Origin of the sequence: Campylobacter sp. MIT 97-5078 (genome assembly GCF_006864455.1) — a bacterium.
Classification (GTDB): Bacteria; Campylobacterota; Campylobacteria; order Campylobacterales; family Campylobacteraceae; genus Campylobacter_D.
Genome location: NZ_QHLK01000002.1, coordinates 37,403 through 56,114 on the forward strand (window position 1 = coordinate 37,403; position 18,712 = coordinate 56,114).

14 protein-coding genes are annotated in these 18,712 nt (G+C 35.4%); 6 read left to right on the forward strand and 8 right to left on the reverse strand.

Translation table 11 applies throughout. The features are described 5' to 3' along the window. Positions 1 to 95 precede the first annotated feature (95 nt). Both DMB91_RS01450 and DMB91_RS01455 read left to right on the forward strand, forming a co-directional pair. A complete protein-coding gene (locus DMB91_RS01450; protein WP_143116778.1) occupies positions 96 to 2,669 on the forward strand; it encodes an ATP-dependent Clp protease ATP-binding subunit in 2,574 nt (857 codons plus the stop codon). Between the two features lie 356 nt (positions 2,670 to 3,025). Next, the gene (locus tag DMB91_RS01455) at positions 3,026 to 3,328 is read left to right on the forward strand and encodes a TRL-like family protein (RefSeq protein ID WP_034906136.1); all 303 of its coding nucleotides are present in this window, start codon (positions 3,026 to 3,028) and stop codon (positions 3,326 to 3,328) included. 57 nt (positions 3,329 to 3,385) lie between these two features. Here DMB91_RS01455 and DMB91_RS01460 read toward each other — a convergent pair whose 3' ends face one another. Genes DMB91_RS01460 through alaS form a run of 3 tightly spaced genes read right to left on the reverse strand, consistent with a single transcriptional unit; the run spans position 3,386 to position 8,426 of the window. Further along, on the reverse strand, positions 3,386 to 5,320 hold the full coding sequence (locus DMB91_RS01460; protein WP_034906134.1) for a penicillin-binding protein 1A: 1,935 nt from the start codon (positions 5,318 to 5,320) through the stop codon (positions 3,386 to 3,388). Next, positions 5,320 to 5,892: a septum formation inhibitor Maf gene (gene maf / locus DMB91_RS01465; protein ID WP_034906126.1), complete on the reverse strand. Its 573-nt coding sequence runs from the start codon at positions 5,890 to 5,892 to the stop codon at positions 5,320 to 5,322. Before maf ends, DMB91_RS01460 begins: the two co-directional genes overlap by 1 nt. Then, positions 5,892 to 8,426, reverse strand: coding sequence for an alanine--tRNA ligase (gene alaS, locus DMB91_RS01470; protein WP_034906123.1), 2,535 nt, complete (start codon positions 8,424 to 8,426; stop codon positions 5,892 to 5,894). The genes maf and alaS overlap by 1 nt, the downstream gene beginning before the upstream one ends. 92 nt (positions 8,427 to 8,518) lie before the next feature. Between alaS and DMB91_RS01475 the strand changes: the two genes are divergently transcribed. The 4 genes from DMB91_RS01475 to DMB91_RS01490 all read left to right on the forward strand — a co-directional run bounded on the left by DMB91_RS01475 (position 8,519) and on the right by DMB91_RS01490 (position 14,504). Then, positions 8,519 to 9,604: a DegT/DnrJ/EryC1/StrS family aminotransferase gene (locus DMB91_RS01475; RefSeq protein ID WP_081946936.1), complete on the forward strand. Its 1,086-nt coding sequence runs from the start codon at positions 8,519 to 8,521 to the stop codon at positions 9,602 to 9,604. Then, positions 9,605 to 10,489 carry a Gfo/Idh/MocA family protein gene (locus tag DMB91_RS01480; protein WP_034906117.1) on the forward strand — a complete coding sequence of 295 codons (885 nt, stop codon included), beginning with the start codon at positions 9,605 to 9,607 and terminating at the stop codon, positions 10,487 to 10,489. Then, the gene (gene hemH, locus DMB91_RS01485; protein WP_034906116.1) at positions 10,489 to 11,400 is read left to right on the forward strand and encodes a ferrochelatase; all 912 of its coding nucleotides are present in this window, start codon (positions 10,489 to 10,491) and stop codon (positions 11,398 to 11,400) included. The genes DMB91_RS01480 and hemH overlap by 1 nt, the downstream gene beginning before the upstream one ends. A gap of 194 nt (positions 11,401 to 11,594) precedes the next feature. Next, a complete protein-coding gene (locus DMB91_RS01490) occupies positions 11,595 to 14,504 on the forward strand; it encodes an FAD-binding and (Fe-S)-binding domain-containing protein (protein WP_143116779.1) in 2,910 nt (969 codons plus the stop codon). Positions 14,505 to 14,511: 7 nt separating this feature from the next. On the opposite strand, the gene DMB91_RS01495 is transcribed toward DMB91_RS01490, so the two are convergent. The 5 genes from DMB91_RS01495 to mltG form a co-directional block, all read right to left on the reverse strand. Next, positions 14,512 to 16,299 (reverse strand): peptidoglycan D,D-transpeptidase FtsI family protein, encoded by a 1,788-nt coding sequence (locus DMB91_RS01495; protein WP_034906015.1) that lies wholly within the window; start codon positions 16,297 to 16,299, stop codon positions 14,512 to 14,514. Positions 16,300 to 16,302: 3 nt separating this feature from the next. Beyond that, positions 16,303 to 16,605, reverse strand: coding sequence for a flagellar hook-basal body complex protein FliE (gene fliE / locus DMB91_RS01500; protein WP_034906012.1), 303 nt, complete (start codon positions 16,603 to 16,605; stop codon positions 16,303 to 16,305). A gap of 15 nt (positions 16,606 to 16,620) precedes the next feature. Continuing rightward, the gene (flgC, locus tag DMB91_RS01505; RefSeq protein WP_034906009.1) at positions 16,621 to 17,115 is read right to left on the reverse strand and encodes a flagellar basal body rod protein FlgC; all 495 of its coding nucleotides are present in this window, start codon (positions 17,113 to 17,115) and stop codon (positions 16,621 to 16,623) included. Positions 17,116 to 17,125: 10 nt separating this feature from the next. After that, positions 17,126 to 17,557 (reverse strand): flagellar basal body rod protein FlgB, encoded by a 432-nt coding sequence (flgB, locus tag DMB91_RS01510; RefSeq protein ID WP_034906021.1) that lies wholly within the window; start codon positions 17,555 to 17,557, stop codon positions 17,126 to 17,128. Positions 17,558 to 17,733: 176 nt separating this feature from the next. Next, positions 17,734 to 18,702 carry an endolytic transglycosylase MltG gene (mltG, locus tag DMB91_RS01515; protein WP_409513459.1) on the reverse strand — a complete coding sequence of 323 codons (969 nt, stop codon included), beginning with the start codon at positions 18,700 to 18,702 and terminating at the stop codon, positions 17,734 to 17,736. Positions 18,703 to 18,712: the final 10 nt, after the last annotated feature.

Genomic DNA, 18,712 nt, shown 5'->3' on the forward strand with positions numbered 1-18,712 from the left:
AGTTATATAATACACTTTATATAAAGTTTGAATTTTTGGCTAGATTTGAAAAGTCTTTTATCTGGCTTGAAATTCATTATATCAAGGAGTAAAAAATGGCAAATTTACAAGATTTTTTAACTGATTCTATGTTGGCAAATGTTGAAAGTGCAGCTTCTTTAGCTATTCATGCTAAAAATACTGAAATTGTGCCTTTGCATCTTTTTTGGGCTTTAAGTGTAGATAGCACAAGTCTTTTAAATCAAGTTTTTAATAAAATGAATATCTCAAAAGAAGCAGTGCAGCTTGAGATTAAAAGTAAAATAGCAAGTTTAGCTACTTCTTCTAATGTAAGCCGTGAGAACTTGCGTTTTTCAAGTGAGTTTATCAACTCTTTAGAGCAGGCTAAGGGTTTAATGAGTATTTGGGGAGATAGCTATTTAGCCGTTGATACTTGGCTTTTTAGCGCAAGTGAGGCAAATCCTATTAAGGAAATTTTAAGCAAATTTCTTACTTTGAACGAGTTTAAAAAAGAGCTTGAAAGCTTAAGAGCAGGGAAAAAGATAGAAAATAAAACAAGCGATGAAACCCTTGATGCTTTAAATAAATTTGGCATTGATCTTACCTTAAAAGCAAGCGAGGGCAAGCTCGATCCAGTCATTAGTCGTGAAGAAGAGATAGAAAGGGTGATGCAAATTCTCATACGCAAAACCAAAAACAATCCTATCTTGCTAGGAGAACCAGGAGTTGGCAAAACAGCCATAGTAGAGGCTTTAGCTCAAAGGATAATCTCAAAAGATGTGCCAACTAGCCTTCAAAATAAAAAACTCATCGCCCTTGATATGAGTGCTTTGATAGCTGGAGCAAAGTATAGAGGCGAGTTTGAAGATAGGCTTAAGGCTGTGGTAAATGAGGTGATTAAAAATGAAAATATTATTTTATTTATCGATGAAATTCACACCATAGTAGGAGCTGGGGCGAGTGAGGGAAGTATGGACGCTGCAAATATCTTAAAACCAGCTCTTGCAAGAGGCGAGCTTCACACCATAGGTGCAACGACTTTAAAAGAATACCGCAAGTATTTTGAAAAAGACGCAGCCTTGCAAAGACGTTTTCAGCCAGTAAGTGTTAATGAACCAAGCGTCAATGAAGCTTTAGCCATGCTTAGAGGTATAAAAGAAAAGCTTGAAATTCATCATAATGTTCGCATTAGCGATTCAGCTCTTGTAGCTGCTGCAAAGCTTTCAAAAAGATATATAGCCGATCGCTTTTTGCCAGATAAGGCGATTGACTTGATCGATGAGGCTGCAGCTGAACTTAAAATGCAAATAGAAAGCGAGCCAAGCTCTTTAAGAAAAGTAAGAAAGGAGCTTGAAACTTTAGAGGTGGAAAATGAAGCCTTGAAAATGGAAGGACAGGATAAAAATGAAAAAAGGCTTGCTGAAATAGAAAAAGAACTAGCCAATCTTAAAGAAAAGCAAAAAGAGCTTAATTCGCGTTTTGAAAATGAAAAGGCTGTGTTTAATGCTATTAGTGAAAAGAAAAAGGAAATTGATAGTCTTAAAAATGAAGCAAGTTTAGCTAAGGCAAAGGGTGAGTTTCAAAAGGCAGCTGAACTAGAATATGGCAAAATTCCAGCCCTTGAAAAAGAGGTAAAAGACTATGATGAAAAATGGCGTCAAATGAGTGAGACCGGTGTTTTGCTTAAAAATCAAGTTGATGAGGACTTAGTAGCTGGGATTTTGAGCAAATGGACAGGCATAGGCGTGCAAAAAATGCTTACTTCTGAAAAGCAAAAATTCTTACAAGTTGAAGAGCATTTAAAACAAAGCGTCATAGGGCAAGATAAAGCAATGAAAGCTCTAGCAAGAGCCATAAAACGCAATAAGGCAGGACTAAATGATAGCAACAAGCCAATTGGAAGCTTTTTGTTTTTAGGTCCAACAGGAGTTGGCAAAACTCAATCAGCTAAGGCTTTGGCTAAGTTTTTATTTGATGATGAAAAGGCAATGATACGTTTTGATATGAGTGAATTTATGGAAAAACACAGCGTTTCAAGACTGCTTGGTGCACCTCCGGGGTATGTGGGGCATGAAGAAGGTGGAGAGCTTACTGAAGCGGTGCGTAGAAAGCCTTATAGCGTGCTTTTGTTTGATGAAATAGAAAAGGCTCATCAAGATGTTTTTAATGTGCTTTTGGGCATACTTGATGATGGCAGGGCAACTGATAGCAAGGGCGTGAGTGTGGATTTTAAAAATACCATTATCATTTTAACTTCAAATATAGCCTCAAACGCCATCATGAGCCTAAAAGGAAGCGAGCTTGAAAGTGCGGTAAAAACTGAGTTAAGGAAGTTTTTCAAGCCAGAATTTCTAAACCGCCTTGATGATATTATCACTTTTAACACTCTAGGAAATGATGAAGCCTTTGAGATAGTAAAACTGCTCTTTAAAGACCTGCAAAGCTCTTTAGCAAGCAAGGGCATAGAGTCAAGCTTAAGTGAAAACGCCACCCTTTTCATAGCCCAAGCTGGCTTTGATCCTGACTTTGGAGCACGTCCTTTAAAAAGGGCGATTTATGATCTTATAGAGGATAAATTAAGCGATATGATACTTAATGATGAGCTTAATCTTGATGATAAAATTTTAATTGATGCTGATGAGAAGAGTATAGTTATTAAAAAGGTTTAAAATTTTAAGGCATAGGCTTTTTGCTTGTGCCTTAAAACACTCAAATAAGGGCTTTTTGAAATTTCAAAGTATAAAAAACTTCAACAAATAAAGAGTTAGTAAAAAAGTGTAAATTTAAATAAACAAAGTATTTTTCATTTTTGGATTAAAAATAGCCCCCCCCCCTTTTTTTTTGTTTGCAATGATAAAAACAAAGCCTTTTTTCAGCGGACTTGAATTTTGCTTTAGTAAATAGGTTTTGAATTTTTGAGTGAGGTGTAAATACTTTGTTTTATTAACCATATTTTAAGTAGAATATGACTTTGAGTTGTGCTTTTAAAGGATTGCTTAAAAAAACAATCATGAAAGGTTTTTCGATGAAAAAAGTTTTATTTGTAGCAGCAGCTACGGGTTTCTTTACAGCTTGTGCATCAACTTACCCTGTTGGTGTAGCTTTTACAAATGCAAAGCTTCCAGTTGAAGCGACTTCAAGCATAGATGCTTCTAAAGAAGGAAGAGCCACTTGCAAGAGTATCTTAGCTTTAATTGCAATTGATGATTGCTCAATTGCAACAGCGGCTAAAAATGGCGGTATCACCCAAATTCAAAGTATAGATTATGAAGCTAATAATATACTTGGAATTTATGGCACTTACACGACTATCGTAAAGGGCAAATGATTAATAAAAATTTGGGGGGGGGGCATTTTAATCCTGTCTTCTTCTTACCCAATCCTTTTAAAACAGCATTTCATCTTCGCCAAGCGAATGTATACTTTTTTGTGGGAATGGTGATTTAGGTGTGTAATACTCACTTTGCCCATCATATATTCCCTTTCTTACCTTATCTGGCACGTTAAAAACTCGTTTTGTTTGTGGATAAAGCTTGATATATTCGCTTAAAAAAGTTTTAAACACAGGAGCAGCTGTTCTTGCGCCACCTTCTATCCTTTTAAGTGGCTTGTTATTATCATTGCCATACCAAATGAGGGCTTCGATTTCTGGTGTAATGCCTACAAACCAAGTATCTACGCTTTCATTGCTTGTGCCGGTTTTTCCAGCCACTTCTATGTCAGCTACTTTAGCATTGCTACCAGTGCCATGATTGACGACATTTTTCATCATATCAAGCGTTAAAAAGATTTGTTCAGGTTCAGCGACTTTTGTGGAGTTGCTTTCAAAACTTAAGATGAGTTCATCATTTGCATTTTTGACATTTTTAATGATAAGAGGTTCTTCAATAACGCCGTAATTTCCAAACATAGAATAAAACTTAGCAAAATCTAAAGGTGAAATTCCAAAGCTTCCAAGCACTATACTTAAATCAGCTGGAATTTTATCAGAAAAACCAAAGGCAAGTATTCTTTGATAGAGCACATCAAGTCCTATATCAAGGGCTAAATTTATAGTCGCAAGATTTCTTGAACGCGTTAGAGCATCTTTAAGCGTAATAAGTCCTTGCAAGCTTCCACCAAGATTGCTTGGCTTCCAGTCTTTCTCGCCTTCTCCTCCTTCAAACACACGAGAGATGTCAGCTACTTTGCTCATAGGATTATATCCTAGATCAATGGCGATTTGATATACAAAAGGTTTAAAGGTGCTTCCGGGCTGTCTTAAGCTTTGAGTGGCTCTATTGAAATTACTTTTATTATAATCAACTCCGCCAACAAGGGCTAAGACATCGCCATTTTGATGATCCATAACCACCATAGCCCCATTTAAAATGCTTAAATTGGCGTCCTTGTCGCGTTTTACTATCTCATCATAGCCAAATTTTAAGGCATTTTGAGCAAGTTCTTGCACGTTTAAATCTATATTAAGCTCTATTTTATAACCAGCACTTTTAAGATCAGGCAGAACAGGACTGAGTCGTTTGATCACTTCATCAACCACATAAGGAGCTGCGTTTTGAGTGAGTGTATCATCATAAATTGTTGGCACTTCAGCTAAGGCTTGTTTGTATTCAGCTTCGCTGATCCAGCCAAGATTAAACATTCTTTGCACTACAGCATTTGCTCTTGAGAGAGAAAGATTGAGATTTCTTGTTGGATCATAGGAACTTGGGGCTTTTGGTAAGCCCACGAGTATAGCGATTTCTTTTAAGCTTAAGCTGTTAAGCTCTTTTCTAAAATACCCTCTAGCAGCAGTTTTAACCCCATAATACCCATGCCCAAAAAAGATATGATTTAAATAGCGTTCGATGATTTGCTCTTTGCTTAGTTCATTTTCTAGTTTGTATGCGAGTAAGGCTTCTTTGATCTTTCGTGTGATCGTTTTTTCAGGAGTAAGTTCGGTGTTTTTGATAAACTGTTGAGTGAGTGTTGAAGCCCCCTCAACAGCTCGTCCAGCCTGTATCATCTTAATCACAGCCCTAGCAATAGCGTCTATATTCACCCCATCATGTTCAAAAAAGGCAGTATCTTCTATAGCTACTAAGGCTTCAATCAGTCTTGGCGGAAGTTCATCATAATTTGCATAAAAGCGATGTTCTTTATCAAAGATATTGGCTATAAGTTTGCCATTTCGATCAAAAATTTGTGTGGTTAAATTTGGCTTAAAGTCTTTAAAAATGTAGTTTTCAACTCCAATATTTGAAAACAAAACAAACACATAAATGCCTCCTGCTAAAACGCAGAGTAAAACTAAAGAAAATAAAAATTTAAATATTTTCATCATAAATACGCCTTTAAAATGGATATATCAAGCCCTAAGGCTGTGCTTAGCTCGCCTTGAAGCTTAAGAATGTATTTTTTATGAAAGCCCTCGCACTCAATACAACCTGCCTTGCCAAGGTAGGCTTTTGAAGCGATAAAAGCTTTAAGCTCGTTTTCTTCAAAAGGAGCAAGTGTAAGTTTTGCTAGGCTTAAAGTGGTGATTTTTCTGCTCGAAATAATGCTTAAAGCACTGATAATGCTTACTTTTTTAGTGTTTTGTAAGCTAAGCATTTCTAAGGCTTCATCATCATTATAAGCTTTAGTAAGTATAGTATCATCAACACTGACTATACTATCTGCAAATAGTATGCTATCGTTTTTTTCATCAAAATGAGCTTTTAAAGCCTCAAATTCTTTGCTTTCAAAGAAAAGCTTTTCTTTAAGCTCAAGCACTTTTTGCACATAAAGTTCTGGCTTTAAGTTTTTATCAACACCGCTTTCATTAAAGCTAACTTGAAGCTGTGAAAACTCGAAGTTATTTTGCTTTAAAAGCTTTGCTCTTGAGCTTGAACTTGAGGCAAGATAAAGCATTAAAGCTCTTTTTTGATGAGCTCAAATCCAGCTTTTAAAGCCTCATCAAGCTTGCTTAAGTCTTTACCTCCAGCAGTAGCAAAATCAGCCCTGCCGCCTCCATTGCCTCCAGCCACGATAGCTACACATTTAACAAGCTCGCCAGCTTTTAATTTAGCGTTTTTTACTCCAGCGGCAAAGACGAGTTTTTCATCTTTGATTTGAGCGAGCAAAATCACAGCCTTTTCATGAGCGTTTTTAAAATCATCAATCATAGCTTTTATATCGCCATTTTGCACCGCTTGCACACAAATTTTTACACCTTTGACATCTTGTGAACCAAGCTCATTTTTGCTTGCATTTTTAAGCTCATTTTTAAGGGCTGTGAGTTCGTTTTTAAGCCTTTTTATACCAGCTTGTATATCATTGTTTTTAAGCTCTTCTTTTGCATTTTCAAGCTCATTTATTTGCTTTTTCGCCCAAGCAAAAGCTGCTTTGCTTACCACAGCTTCAATGCGTCTTACTCCAGCACTTACTCCGCTTTCTTTAGTGATATAAAAGCTTCCTATTTCAGCTGTGCTTTTTACATGAGTGCCACCGCAAAGCTCTTTACTCGCACCAAGACTTACAACTCTTACCTCATCTTGGTATTTCTCGTTAAATAAAGCTATGGCTCCGCTTTGTTTGGCTTTTTCTAAGCTCATCAGTTCTGTTTTTTGCATATTTGCTTCATTAATCATCACATTAACAAGCTCTTCTATTCTTTCAAGTTCTTCTTTGCTTACAGCCTTAGAATGTGTAAAATCAAAACGCAGTTTGTTTGCCTCTACAAGTGAGCCAGCTTGAGCTATGTGTGAGCCTAAAATTTCACGTAAGGCATAGTGAAGCAAGTGCGTGGCTGAATGGTGCCTTGCGATTTGTTCTCTTTTTTCTTTATCGATCTTTGCATTGATATTTAAGCCAACTTTAAGTTCTTCTTTAGCCTCAATTTTACTTAAATTTAAGCCAAAGAATTTTTGAGTGTCAAGCACCTTGCTCGTGCCTAAAAAACCATTATCTCCAACCTGTCCCCCACTTGTGGCATAAAATGGAGTGCGATCAAGCATAACCCAGCCAGCCATGCCTGTTTTAAGTCCCGAAATTTGTTTAAAATCCTCATCAAGCAAGGCTAAAACCTTACTTTTACTTTCACTCTCAGTATAGCCTATAAATTCATTTTCTTTGAATTGTTCTAAAAGCTCCTTAAAATCCCCATTTACAGCCTTATCTCCGCTTCCTTTCCAGCTTGCCTTTGCTCTTTGCTTTTGTTCATTCATAAGCTTTTCAAATTCAGCCTCATCAAGCTTGAGATTTTTTTCTCTAAGCATATCAGCGGTTAGATCAAGTGGAAAACCATAAGTATCATAAAGCTTAAAAGCTACCTTGCCGCTAAAGATTTTTTGAGTTTTTGCAAGCTCTTCATTAAACATTTCTATACCATTTTCTATGGTGCTTAAAAAACGTTCTTCTTCAAGCTTGATCTGCTCCTTAACAAGCTCTTGTTTTTCTTTAAGATAAGTATAATGATCCCCCATGAGTTTTACAACCACATCAACAAGCTTATGCATAAAAGGTTCTTTAAGCCCAAGCAAATATCCATGCCTTAAAGCCCTTCTCATTATCCTTCTTAAAACATAACCCCTGCCTTCTTTATCAAAACTTGTTCCTTGAGCGAGCAAAAATACACTTGAACGTATATGATCAGCTATGACTCTATAACTTGCCCCGCTTTCATATTCATAAGTTTTTCCACAAAGCTTGGCAATTTCTTCTATGATAGGCATAAACAAAGAACTATCAAAATTGCTCAATTTATTCTCTTTGATAGCCGTAACTCTTTCAAGTCCCATGCCTGTATCAATGCTAGGCTTTGGTAAAGGGCTTAAAGAGCCATCTTTGCTTCTTTCATACTGCATAAACACCAAATTCCAAATTTCAAGGAAGCGATCGCCGTCTCCTCCCATATAATCCTCAGCCGAGTTAAAATGCTCAGCTCCTTGATCATAAAAGATTTCAGAGCAAGGTCCACAAGGTCCAGTATCGCCCATTTGCCAGAAATTATCCTTATCGCCAAATTTATAAATTCGCTCTTTTGCAATATGTTCTTGCCAAAGCTCATATGCTTCATCATCGCTTTCATGCACAGTCACATAAAGTTTATCTTTAGGAAGTTTTAGCACTTTGGTTACAAATTCCCAAGCATAGCTAATCGCTTCTTTTTTAAAATAATCCCCAAAGCTAAAATTTCCAAGCATTTCAAAAAAAGTATGATGCCTTGCTGTGTAGCCGACATTGTCTAAGTCATTGTGCTTGCCTCCAGCTCTTATGCAGGTTTGACAACTTGTGTTTCTTGGTGGAGTAGGGCGAGGCATTTCGCCTGTAAAAATGCTTTTAAAAGGCACCATGCCAGCATTAGTAAAAAGTAAGCTTGCATCATCTGGCACTAAGGGTGCTGAAGGCACTATTTTATGCCCTTTTGATTCAAAAAAATTCAAATATTCAGCCCTGACATTCATCATTTTTCCTTATTTTTTGCATTATAATACCAAAAATACTTTAAAATTAGGTATAATTTCGTTTTTAAAAGCATTAAAGGCAAAAGATGAATATTCCTTTTATTGATCTAAAAGCACAATATTTAAGCTATCAAGATGAAATTCAAACAGCGATTAATGAAGTCTTACACAGCACTTCTTTTATAGGTGGGGCTAAGCTTGAGGAATTTGAAGCTAATTTAGCCAATTATGTAGGTATAAAACACGCCATAGGCTGTTCTAGTGGCACTTCAGCTTTGCTTTTGGCACTTTTAGCCTCAAATATCAAGGCAGGAGATGAGGTTATCGTGCCTAGTTTTACTTTTATAGCTACGGCTGAAATGGTGAGTTTTGTTGGTGCAAAGCCTGTTTTTGCTGATATAAGTTTAGAAGATTATAATCTTAATATAAACACTTTAGAAAACGTAGTGAGTGAAAAAACTAAAGCCATAATTGCTGTAAGTATGTTTGGACAAATGCCTGATATTCTTGCCTTAAAAGAATTTTGTAAAAACAAAAATCTCATTTTGATCGAAGATGGTGCTCAAAGCTTTGGTGCAAAGCAAAACGAACATAAATCCTGCTCTTTAGCTCATATATCTTGCACAAGCTTTTTTCCTTCTAAGCCACTTGGAGCTTATGGGGACGCTGGGGCTGTTTTTACAAATGATGATGAGCTTGCAAGAAAAATTAGAATTTATCTTAATCACGGGCAAGTTAAACGTTATATGCACGAATACATAGGCTTTAACGGCAGGCTAGATACTCTTCAAGCAGCGATTTTAAATGTAAAATTAAAACATTTAGACGAAGAGCTTGTTTTAAGAGAGCAAAAGGCTAGCGTGTATCTTGAAAATTTGCAAAACTGCATTTTGCCAAGGGTAAAAGAAGGCTTTAAAAGTGTCTGGGCGCAATTTAGCGTGCGAGCAAAAGATAGAAATAAAGTTGTTGCTAAACTTGAAAAAGCAGGCATTCCAAGTGCTATTCATTATCCTTTGGGGCTTCATTTGCAAGTTACTTTTAAGGATTTAGGCTATAAAAAAGGAAGTTTGCCAAATACTGAGCTAGTCAGTGAAGAAATTTTATCCTTACCTATGAGTGCCTTTTTAAAGCAAGGCGATCAAGAGCAGGTTATAGCTACATTTAATGAGGAAAACTAAGTGAAAATAGGCATAGCCGGACTTGGTAAAATGGGGCAAAACCATTTAAAAGAGCTTCAAAAAAATGAACAATTTCAAATTTATGCTTTATATGATACTGAATTGAAGCAAGATTTTAATGAGCCTTTTTTTAGCGATTTAGCCAAGTTTTTAGCTCAAAACTTAGATATTGTCATCATTTCAAGTCCTACAAAGACGCATTTAGCTTTAGCAAAAGAAGTGTTTAAGAGTGTAAAATGTGTTTTGATCGAAAAGCCTTTGGCTTTAAATTTAGTTCAAATGAAAGAGCTTGAAAGCTTGGCTAAGGAATATGGCGTTCGTGTAGCTGTGGGCTTTAGCGAGAGGTTTAATCCTTGTATAGTGGCTTTAAAAGAGCTTTTGCATAGTGAAAAAATCATCAGCATAGATATACAACGTTTTTCACCTTATCCACAAAGGATTAGCGATGTGGGCGTTTTGCAGGATTTAGCTGTGCATGATCTTGATCTTATAGCCTTTTTATCAGGACAAGATATTAAGCATTGTGAGCTTAAAAAGCTTTATAAGAAAGACTTAAAAAGAGAAGATGAGGCTACACAACTTTGTGAGTGCGATGGTTTTTTAGCTTATGCTCATCAAAGCTGGAATAGCACACAAAAACTAAGAAGGGTTAGTGTTATCACTGAAAATGCCTTTTTTGAGGCGAATTTAAATGATTTTATTTTGCTTAAAAATGATAAAGCTATGCCTATCAAAGAAAAAAGTCCCTTATTAGCAGAGCATGAAGCTCTTATTGAATTAGCAAAGTTAAATTTAACAAATGAAAAAATACCGCATAAACAGGAGCGTTTGAGTGCTTTAGGAACTATACAAGATGCCTTAGCTGTGCAAAAATGGTTTGAGTGATGAAGCTTGTTTTGTTTTTAAATATGGGTGGGGCTGAGAATTTAAAAGATTGTGAGCTTTTTTTAAAAAATATGTTTAACGATCCTTATATCTTGACTATTAAAAACAAATTTTTAAGGGCTTTTGTGGCATTTTGTATCACAAAAGCAAGAGTTAAAGCTATGCAAGAAAACTATAAGCACTTAGGCGGAAAATCTCCCCTAAACGAACTTACTCAAAGTCTTTGTGATAAGCTCAATAAGGAATTTAAAGGAAAAATTTGCTTTGATTTTGCAAATTTATATGTGCCTCCTTTTGCAAAAGAAATTTTAAGTAAATATAAGCTTGGCAAAGATGATGAACTTGTGCTTTTTCCCCTTTATCCGCATCATTCTCAAACCACAGTTACTTCATCTTTAGAAGTGCTTAAAAAGGCGATAAAAGATCTTAAAATTCAAAGCAAAGTCAGTGAAATTGATGTTTTTTATAAAGATAAAAGCTATAATGAACTTATCAAAAAACATATCTTAAAAGCAAACGAGGATTTTAAAAAGGGGCATAAAAAACATTTGATTTTTTCAGCGCATTCTTTGCCTGTATCTATCATCAAAAAAGGCGATGTATATGAAAAGCACATTAATGAGCATTTTAATACGCTTAAAAAAGAGCTTGAGCCGTATTTTGAGAAGATAGAGCTTGCTTATCAATCCAAACTTGGTCCTGTAAAATGGCTTGAGCCAAATACAAGCGATATTATCGCAAATTTAGATAATGAGGCTTTGATTTATCCGCTTGCTTTTTGTATAGATTGTTCTGAAACCGTTTTTGAACTTGAGATAGAGTATAGAAAAATTGCCTCAAAAGACTATAAAGTCGTTGCTTGTCCAAATGATAGTGCCGAGTTTGTTGAATTTATTAAGCAGTATTTTTAAGCCTTATTTTTGTGCTTATTTTTAAAAACTCTAAAAAACAAGCATTGTCAAATCCTTTAAAAACACTCTAAATTCACACATAAAAAGACGAAGTGTTTCAAAAAGTATCAAGCTTTTAAACTTTGTTTTTATACTTTATGCTTGTATTTTGATTTAAGCTACAATGAATAAGGATTATTTTTTAAAGGATAGGTATGAGTAAAGCAGAACCTGTTTTCAAAATTTCTTCTTATGAACTTTTTTATGAGAGGGCGAAACTTTTTTTAGGAGATAGAATTTTTAAGGATTATTTACGTTGCTTTGCTTATAGTATCGATGCCTCTTGTTATCGTTATATCCCAAAAATAGTTATTATTGCAAGTCATGAAGATGAAATCGTGCAAATTTTAAAGCTTAGTGATGAGCTTGATTTAGCACTAAGCTTTAGAGCAGCTGGGACATCTTTAAGCGGACAAGCCTGTTGTGATAGTATTTTAGTATTATGTAATACTCACTGGAAAACGATCAAGCTTGTTTTTGATGAGACTAAACAGCCAAGTTCGATTTGGTGTGATTGTGGTGTGATAGGAGCAAGTGCAAATGAAGCTTTAAAACCTTATGCAAAAAAGATAGGTCCTGATCCAGCCACGATAAATAATGCTCTTATAGGTGGAATTTTTTCAAATAATTCAAGTGGTATGTGCTGTGGGGTAAAGCAAAACACTTATCAAACCATCAAATCAGTGCGTGTTATCTTGCAAAATGGCTTTGTGCTTGATACTTCGCAAGAACAAAGTGTGTTTGAGTTTATGAATACTTATGCAGATATGGTCGAAAAACTTTTGGCATTAAGGACTGAACTCTTAGCTGATAGTGAGCTTTCAAGTTTTATCAGACATAAATTCAAGATTAAAAATACCACCGGCTATAGTTTAAATGCCTTGCTTGATTTTGAAGAGCTTAAAGATATACTTAATCATATCTTTATCGGTGCTGAGGGCACGCTGGCTTTTGTTTCAAGGGTTGAGCTTGAGTGTGTGAAGGATTTTAAACATAAAGCCTGTGCTTTGATCTTTTATGAGGATATTTTAAGTGCTGCTAAGGCTATAAAAATTTTAGCTCAAAATGATGATTTGGTTAGTGCTGCCGAGATTATGGACTATGCTTCTTTATTAAGTGTGCAGAATTTAGAGAGTTTGCCTGCTGAAATTAAGCAAATAAAGCCAAAAAATTGTGCTATTTTGATCCAGCTTGAAGAAGATGACAAAGAAAAACTTGAACACAATATCGCTTTTATAAGTCAGAGTTTAGCAAGTATTCAAAGCCTTTTTGGAGTGCGGTTTAGTTTTGATGCAAAAGAGCAAGAGTCTTGGTGGAAGGTGCGTAAGGGCTTGCTTCCTTTAACAGTAGCTACAAGGGCGAGTGCAAGCACGGTTATCACTGAGGATATTTGTTTTGAGATAGATCATTTTGCAGCTGGGATTGAGGGCATTGAAGCTTTATTGCAAAAGCATAATTTTAAGGGCATTATCTTTGGGCATGCCTTAAGTGGCAATGTGCATTTTATCATCACGCCCTTACTTGGTATAAAAGAAGAAAGTGAGCGTTTTGGTATTTTCATGCAAGATTTGGTTGATCTTGTGGTAAGTTATAATGGTAGTATTAAAGCAGAGCATGGCACAGGACGCATGATGGCTCCTTTTGTGAAGCAAGAATGGGGCGAAAAAGCGTATAAATTCAACCTAGCTATCAAAGAAATTTTTGATCCTAAAAAGCTCATTAACCCAGATGTCATTATCAGTGAGGATCAAAATATCCATCTTAAAAATTTTAAACCAGCCAGCGCGAATTTGATAGAAGATTACCTAGATGCTTGTATGGAGTGTGGTTTTTGTGAAAAAATTTGTCCAAGCAAAGACTTAAGCCTTACTCCGCGCCAACGTATAGCCGTATATAGAGAAATTGCTCGCTTAAAAAGTAAGACTCGCACCCCAAGCGAACAAAAAGAGCTTAACGAACTTGAAAAAGGCTTTGAATACCTTGTTGTAAAAACTTGTGCGACTTGTTCTATGTGTGCTACGCTTTGTCCGATTGAAATAGACACAGCGAAAATCGCTTCAAAAGCAAGTCAAGTTAAGGGTTTTTTAAGCTCAAAAATCGCTTCAAATTTAGCTAAAAATATGGCTTTTACAACTAAGCTTGCTGGTTTTGGTGTAAGTGGTGCAAATTTAGCTCAAAATGTCTTTGGTGCTGAGTTTGTGCAAGGTATGAGTGAAAAACTGAACCGACTTTGTCATACACCTTTGCTTAGTGCATTTTTTCCAAGTAAAAATACTTACAAACTTCACTCCAAGCTTACACAAACAAATGAAAAGCAAGTGGTGTATTTTAGTTCATGCTTAAATAGAATATTTAATCCAAGCAAAAAAGCACCCGATCAAAGAAGTATAGCCCAAGTGTTTGAGAATTTGTGTAAAAAGGCTGATTTTAGTGTGATCTATCCTTCAAATTTAAGCAATCTTTGTTGTTCAAAAGCCTTTAAAAATCACGAAAAAGAAGCCAAAAACTTAGCTTTTAAAACTTTTCAAAGTTTATGTGAAGCAAGTTTAAATGCCAAATTGCCTATAGTGTGCGATCATAGCGCGTGTTCTTTAGAGCTTTTAAAATATGCAAAGGAGTATGAAAATAAGGCAGGGCTTAAATTAAATATCATTGATATGCCAGCCTTTGTTTTAGAGTATTTAAGTTCAAATTTAAGCTTTTCTAGGCAAAATCAAGAAAAAATAGCTCTTTATGCACCTTGCTCGACTCAAAATTTACTTGTTAAAAAACAAAATTTAGCTTGGGAAAGTGCTATTTTTGAGCTTGCAAAACTTTGCGGGGCTGAAATTTGTGAGGATAAAAAAGTAAAATGTTGTGGTTTTGCCGGCAACAAAGGCTTTTTAACCCCAGAACTTAATCAAAGTGCTTTAAGAAATTTTGGAAAAGATGATGAGGGAAATGATGTTTTTAAAGGTATCATAAAAGGTTTTAGTAGCTCAAGCACCTGTGAGATAGGCTTAAGCACCAAAAGCCATTTTGCATGGCAGCATATCATTTATCTTGTGGATGCTTGCACAGATTAAGAATTATTTAAGGTTTTATAGGTTCTAAAAAACCTTCTTGTATGAGTATATCCACCACATCTTTAAACATAGGCAAAGCACTTTGTGCAGCATAGTAAGAATAAGGCTTTGTAGGTGTTCTTACTAAAACGCCTATGGTGTAAGCGTTTTTTGCGTCATTTGCAAAGCCAAAAAAGCTTGCATTATATCGAGTGGTGGAGTAGCCACCTTTTTGAGCTATCCTTGCTGTGCCTGTTTTTCCACCTATGATAATGCCTTCAGTTAAAGCCTTTCGCCCTGTGCCTTTCTCGGTTGTGGCGATGAGGATATTTTGAATTTGTTTTGCAGCTGTGCTTGAGAGTATTTTTTCTTTACTAAATTCAGCACTCAAATCCACTTTTTTACCATTTTGATAAAAGGCATTTGCAAGGCTTGGTGTGATATAAACGCCATCATTATTAAAGACATTATACGCTGCTAGAAGTTGCATAAAAGTTGTTTTTAGCCCATATCCATAACTTAAAACGGATTTTTCTATATCTCTTAAGCGACTAGGGTTTGGCAGTTCTCCTTTTTGCTCATAAGGCAGATCAATGCCACTTTTTTCACCAAAACGAAAAATTTTGAGTCCAGAAACGATCTCAAAATTGCTAAGTCTTTTAGCGATTTGTATCATGCCTATATTTGAAGAATATACTAAAACTTCTTCAGCACTCATACTTTTTGCCTTATGATCATCTTGTATGGTGAAGCGTCCAAGCTTGTAATAACCATTATGCGTGTTGATATGCTCGTTAAGCTGAAGTTTATTGAGTCTTAAGGCTGTTGTGAATATAAAAGGCTTGATTACAGAGCCTGTTTCATAAGCATATTCTACAGCACTTGCATTAAGCACGCTTAAATCTTTTCCGCGATTACTTGGATCATATCTTCTTGAGCTTGCTAGGGCTAAAATTTTACCGGTATTGCTTTGCATAACGCCGACGATAATTTCATTTGCATTAAGATCGGCATTTCTTTGATCGATGGCTTTTTCTATAGTTTTTTGAAGTTTAAGGTGAAGATTAGTATATAAATCACAGCCATTAATTTTGCGTTTTTGCACGGAGTTTAAATTTAAAATGATATTTCCGCCTATATCTTTAAATCCTTGCACTTTTTCATTTTGGAAAGGAAGTAAGCACTCATCATAGTATTTTTCAAGTCCTTTTACGCCTATATTTTTAAGCATTTTACTTTCTTCATCAAAAAAAGCTCTGGTGTAGCCAATAACTGGTGTTAAGGTATCTTTTGACATATAATTTCTATCTTCTTTGTGCAAACTTATGCTTAAGCCTCTTGTTTCAACTTTATTGTTGTTGTTTGCAAAAGCTTTGAAAAAGCCTTGCACATAGAGTTTTTTAGAAAGTTCTTTAAGATAGCTTGCGTGCTTTGAATCTAAATTTTGAGAAAGTATGAAATTATAAGTGCTTTTTTTAAAAGCAAGTTCGAGACGTTTTTTGATATCTTGCATTTGTGCTTTGCTTGAGCCGCTATAAATTTCAAAAAGTTTTAAAAAAAGCTCAAGCTTGCCTTTATCTAAACTCCTCAAATCAACCTCAGCTCGATAAATTTGCTTTGAAGAAGCGATGATAAAATGATCGCTTGTGATGATATTACCCCTTAGGGCTGTGTCGTATTGGTCTTTTTCGGTGTTTGGGATATTGCGTTTAGAAGTGAGAAAAAAGGTTGAGCTTAAAAATAAAAGCATAAAAAAAGAAGCCATAATAAAGGCAAAAGCAACCTTAGAAACTCTTGTTTTATTTGCTTCTTGCATTAATTAAATTTGAATTCTCGTGATTTCTTTGTAGGCATTAATTGCTTTATTTCTTACTTCAAGCATAAATTTCATACTTGTTTCAGCCTTACCGATAGCAATGGCGGCTTGGTGCAAGTCTTTAACCTCGCCTGTGGCTATATCAGTCATCGCTGCTTCGCCTTCTTTTTGTGCTGTATCAAGATCGCTGATTGAGCTTTTTAAGAGCTTGGCGAATTCATCACCTATACCAGCTTCATTTGCTTTGTTTGAATTTTGGGTATTTGAAATACTATTTAAAGAATTAAGTTTGTTTATCTCGTTCATCTTTTATCCTTTTTTTTAACCTTTTAATAAATCTATGGCACTTTGAGCGATAGCTTTTGTGCTGTTAAATGCTGCAACATTGGCTTGATAAGCTCTTGTTGCTTCGATTAAGTCTGCCATTTCAACTACTGGGTTGATGTTAGGGTAAGCTACATAACCTTCAGCATTTGCATCTGGATGTCCGGGTTCATATTTAAGACGAAATTCCTTATCATCGCGGACGACTTTATCTACGACTACGCTCATTACTGCTGGATGAGCGTCTTTTTGAGAGCTTGGATCTTTAAGTGGGTTTTCATACTCTAAAAGATTGTTATCTTCTTTGATTTGTTTATTTAAAAGCTCACTAAAATCAGTGGCTTTAAAGATCACTTCTCTTCTTCTATAAGGTCCACCTTCAGCTGTTCTGGTGGTATTTGCATTGGCTATGTTTGAGCTGATAACATTTAAACGAAAACGTTGCGCACTTAGCCCATAACCGCTTATATCAAAATCACTTAAATATGCCATTTACCCCTCCTTAGCTGAGCTTTGAGCTTGCATCGATGATAGAGCCAAAGATATTGCTTTGTCTCCTTAATACCCCATCAAGTGCGGTAATCATCGCTGTGTTTTTACTCATCTCGGTAGTTTCCACATCAAGATCAACAGTGTTTGCGTCATTTCTTGCTAAATGTCCATCTCTTAGATAAATCGTTGATTTATTTGGATCAGGAAATTTCCAAGGCTCTTGATGTCCGCTATTTGTTTGAGCGAGCTTGAGTTCTTTATTATCATTTTTTTTAAAAATTTCTTTAGCTCTATTGACAAGAGCTGTTTCAAATTCTATATCTCTTGACTTGTAAAAAGGTGTATCAACATTGGCTAAATTTGAATTAATCATTTGGTTTCTAAGGTTTCTACCTGCTAAAGCACTACTAACAAGTTCTTTTGATTTAAATGGAGTAATCATCTTTTTATCCTCAATTTCTTTAAATTTCTTTAATTCATGTCCTAAATAAAGCAAAAAGTGTTCCAAGTTTTTGCTTTCAGCTTCAACTTTTAAAAGACTATAAATCTTTATAAAATATTTAAGTATTTTACAGCTAAGAAGTAAATAAAACAAGCACGAATTCGCTTTTGTATGTATTATTTTCCTCTTTGGGCTGCTACGGCTTTATTGTGATCGCTTGCATTAGTGGTAAATATATGCTTTCCAGTGCTTTTATCTCGCATAAAATACAAATACTCGCTTTTTGCTGGAAAAATCGCTGCCCTAATGGCTTGCAAAGATACATTACACACCGCATCTTCTGGCAAGCCTTCAAATTTATAGGTGTTGTAAGAACTTTGATCGTTTCTGATACGTTCAGGTGTAATTGTAAGATGTGAATATGCTCCATAATTTAACGTGCCGTCCATTTGAAGTTTCATGCCGATTTTAAGGCGGTTGTAAATGACTGAAGCAACGATTGGCATTTCTTCATTTGAAGCAGCTTCTTTTTGTATAACCGAAGCGATGATGACATAATTATGCCATTTTTTTTCATTATAATCACCAAAAATTTTCATTGAAGCTTGTCTAAAAGCATTTTGCGAATGCTTTAAAAGCAGATCGATAAGCAAATCCTCACTAATACCTTTTGGAATTTTATAAGTTTCTGGATAAAACAAACCTTCTTTGTATGTTGCTTTTGTTGTGTAGCTTGCAAAAAGTTTTTCTTGGTCAAGATTAAGCTGTTTGGCAAGCTGGGTTAAAAAAATATAAGTTGTTTCGCCCGGTATTAAAGTAATACTTTCAAGTGCGGCTTTGGCTACGGTGAGCTTGTATAAGAATTCGGCTCTATTTAGGGGCTTAGTGCCGATATTGATCCAGCCTGCTTGAGGGCGTCCTAAAAATCTTAAAATAAAATTATCAATCCTGCTCATTTTATAATTATTTTGATTTAAATCAGCTATAATTTTACTCACAGAACCTTGAGGGATATAAACTACAGATTCACTTTTAAAAGGTAAAATCATATAATAAAACAAGGCGATGAGCAAAATGAGAAAGAGTTGAATGAAGATAAAAAAAAGTTGGTGGTATTTAGCAGATTTAGCAGTAGTTTTAATCATTTTTGCAATC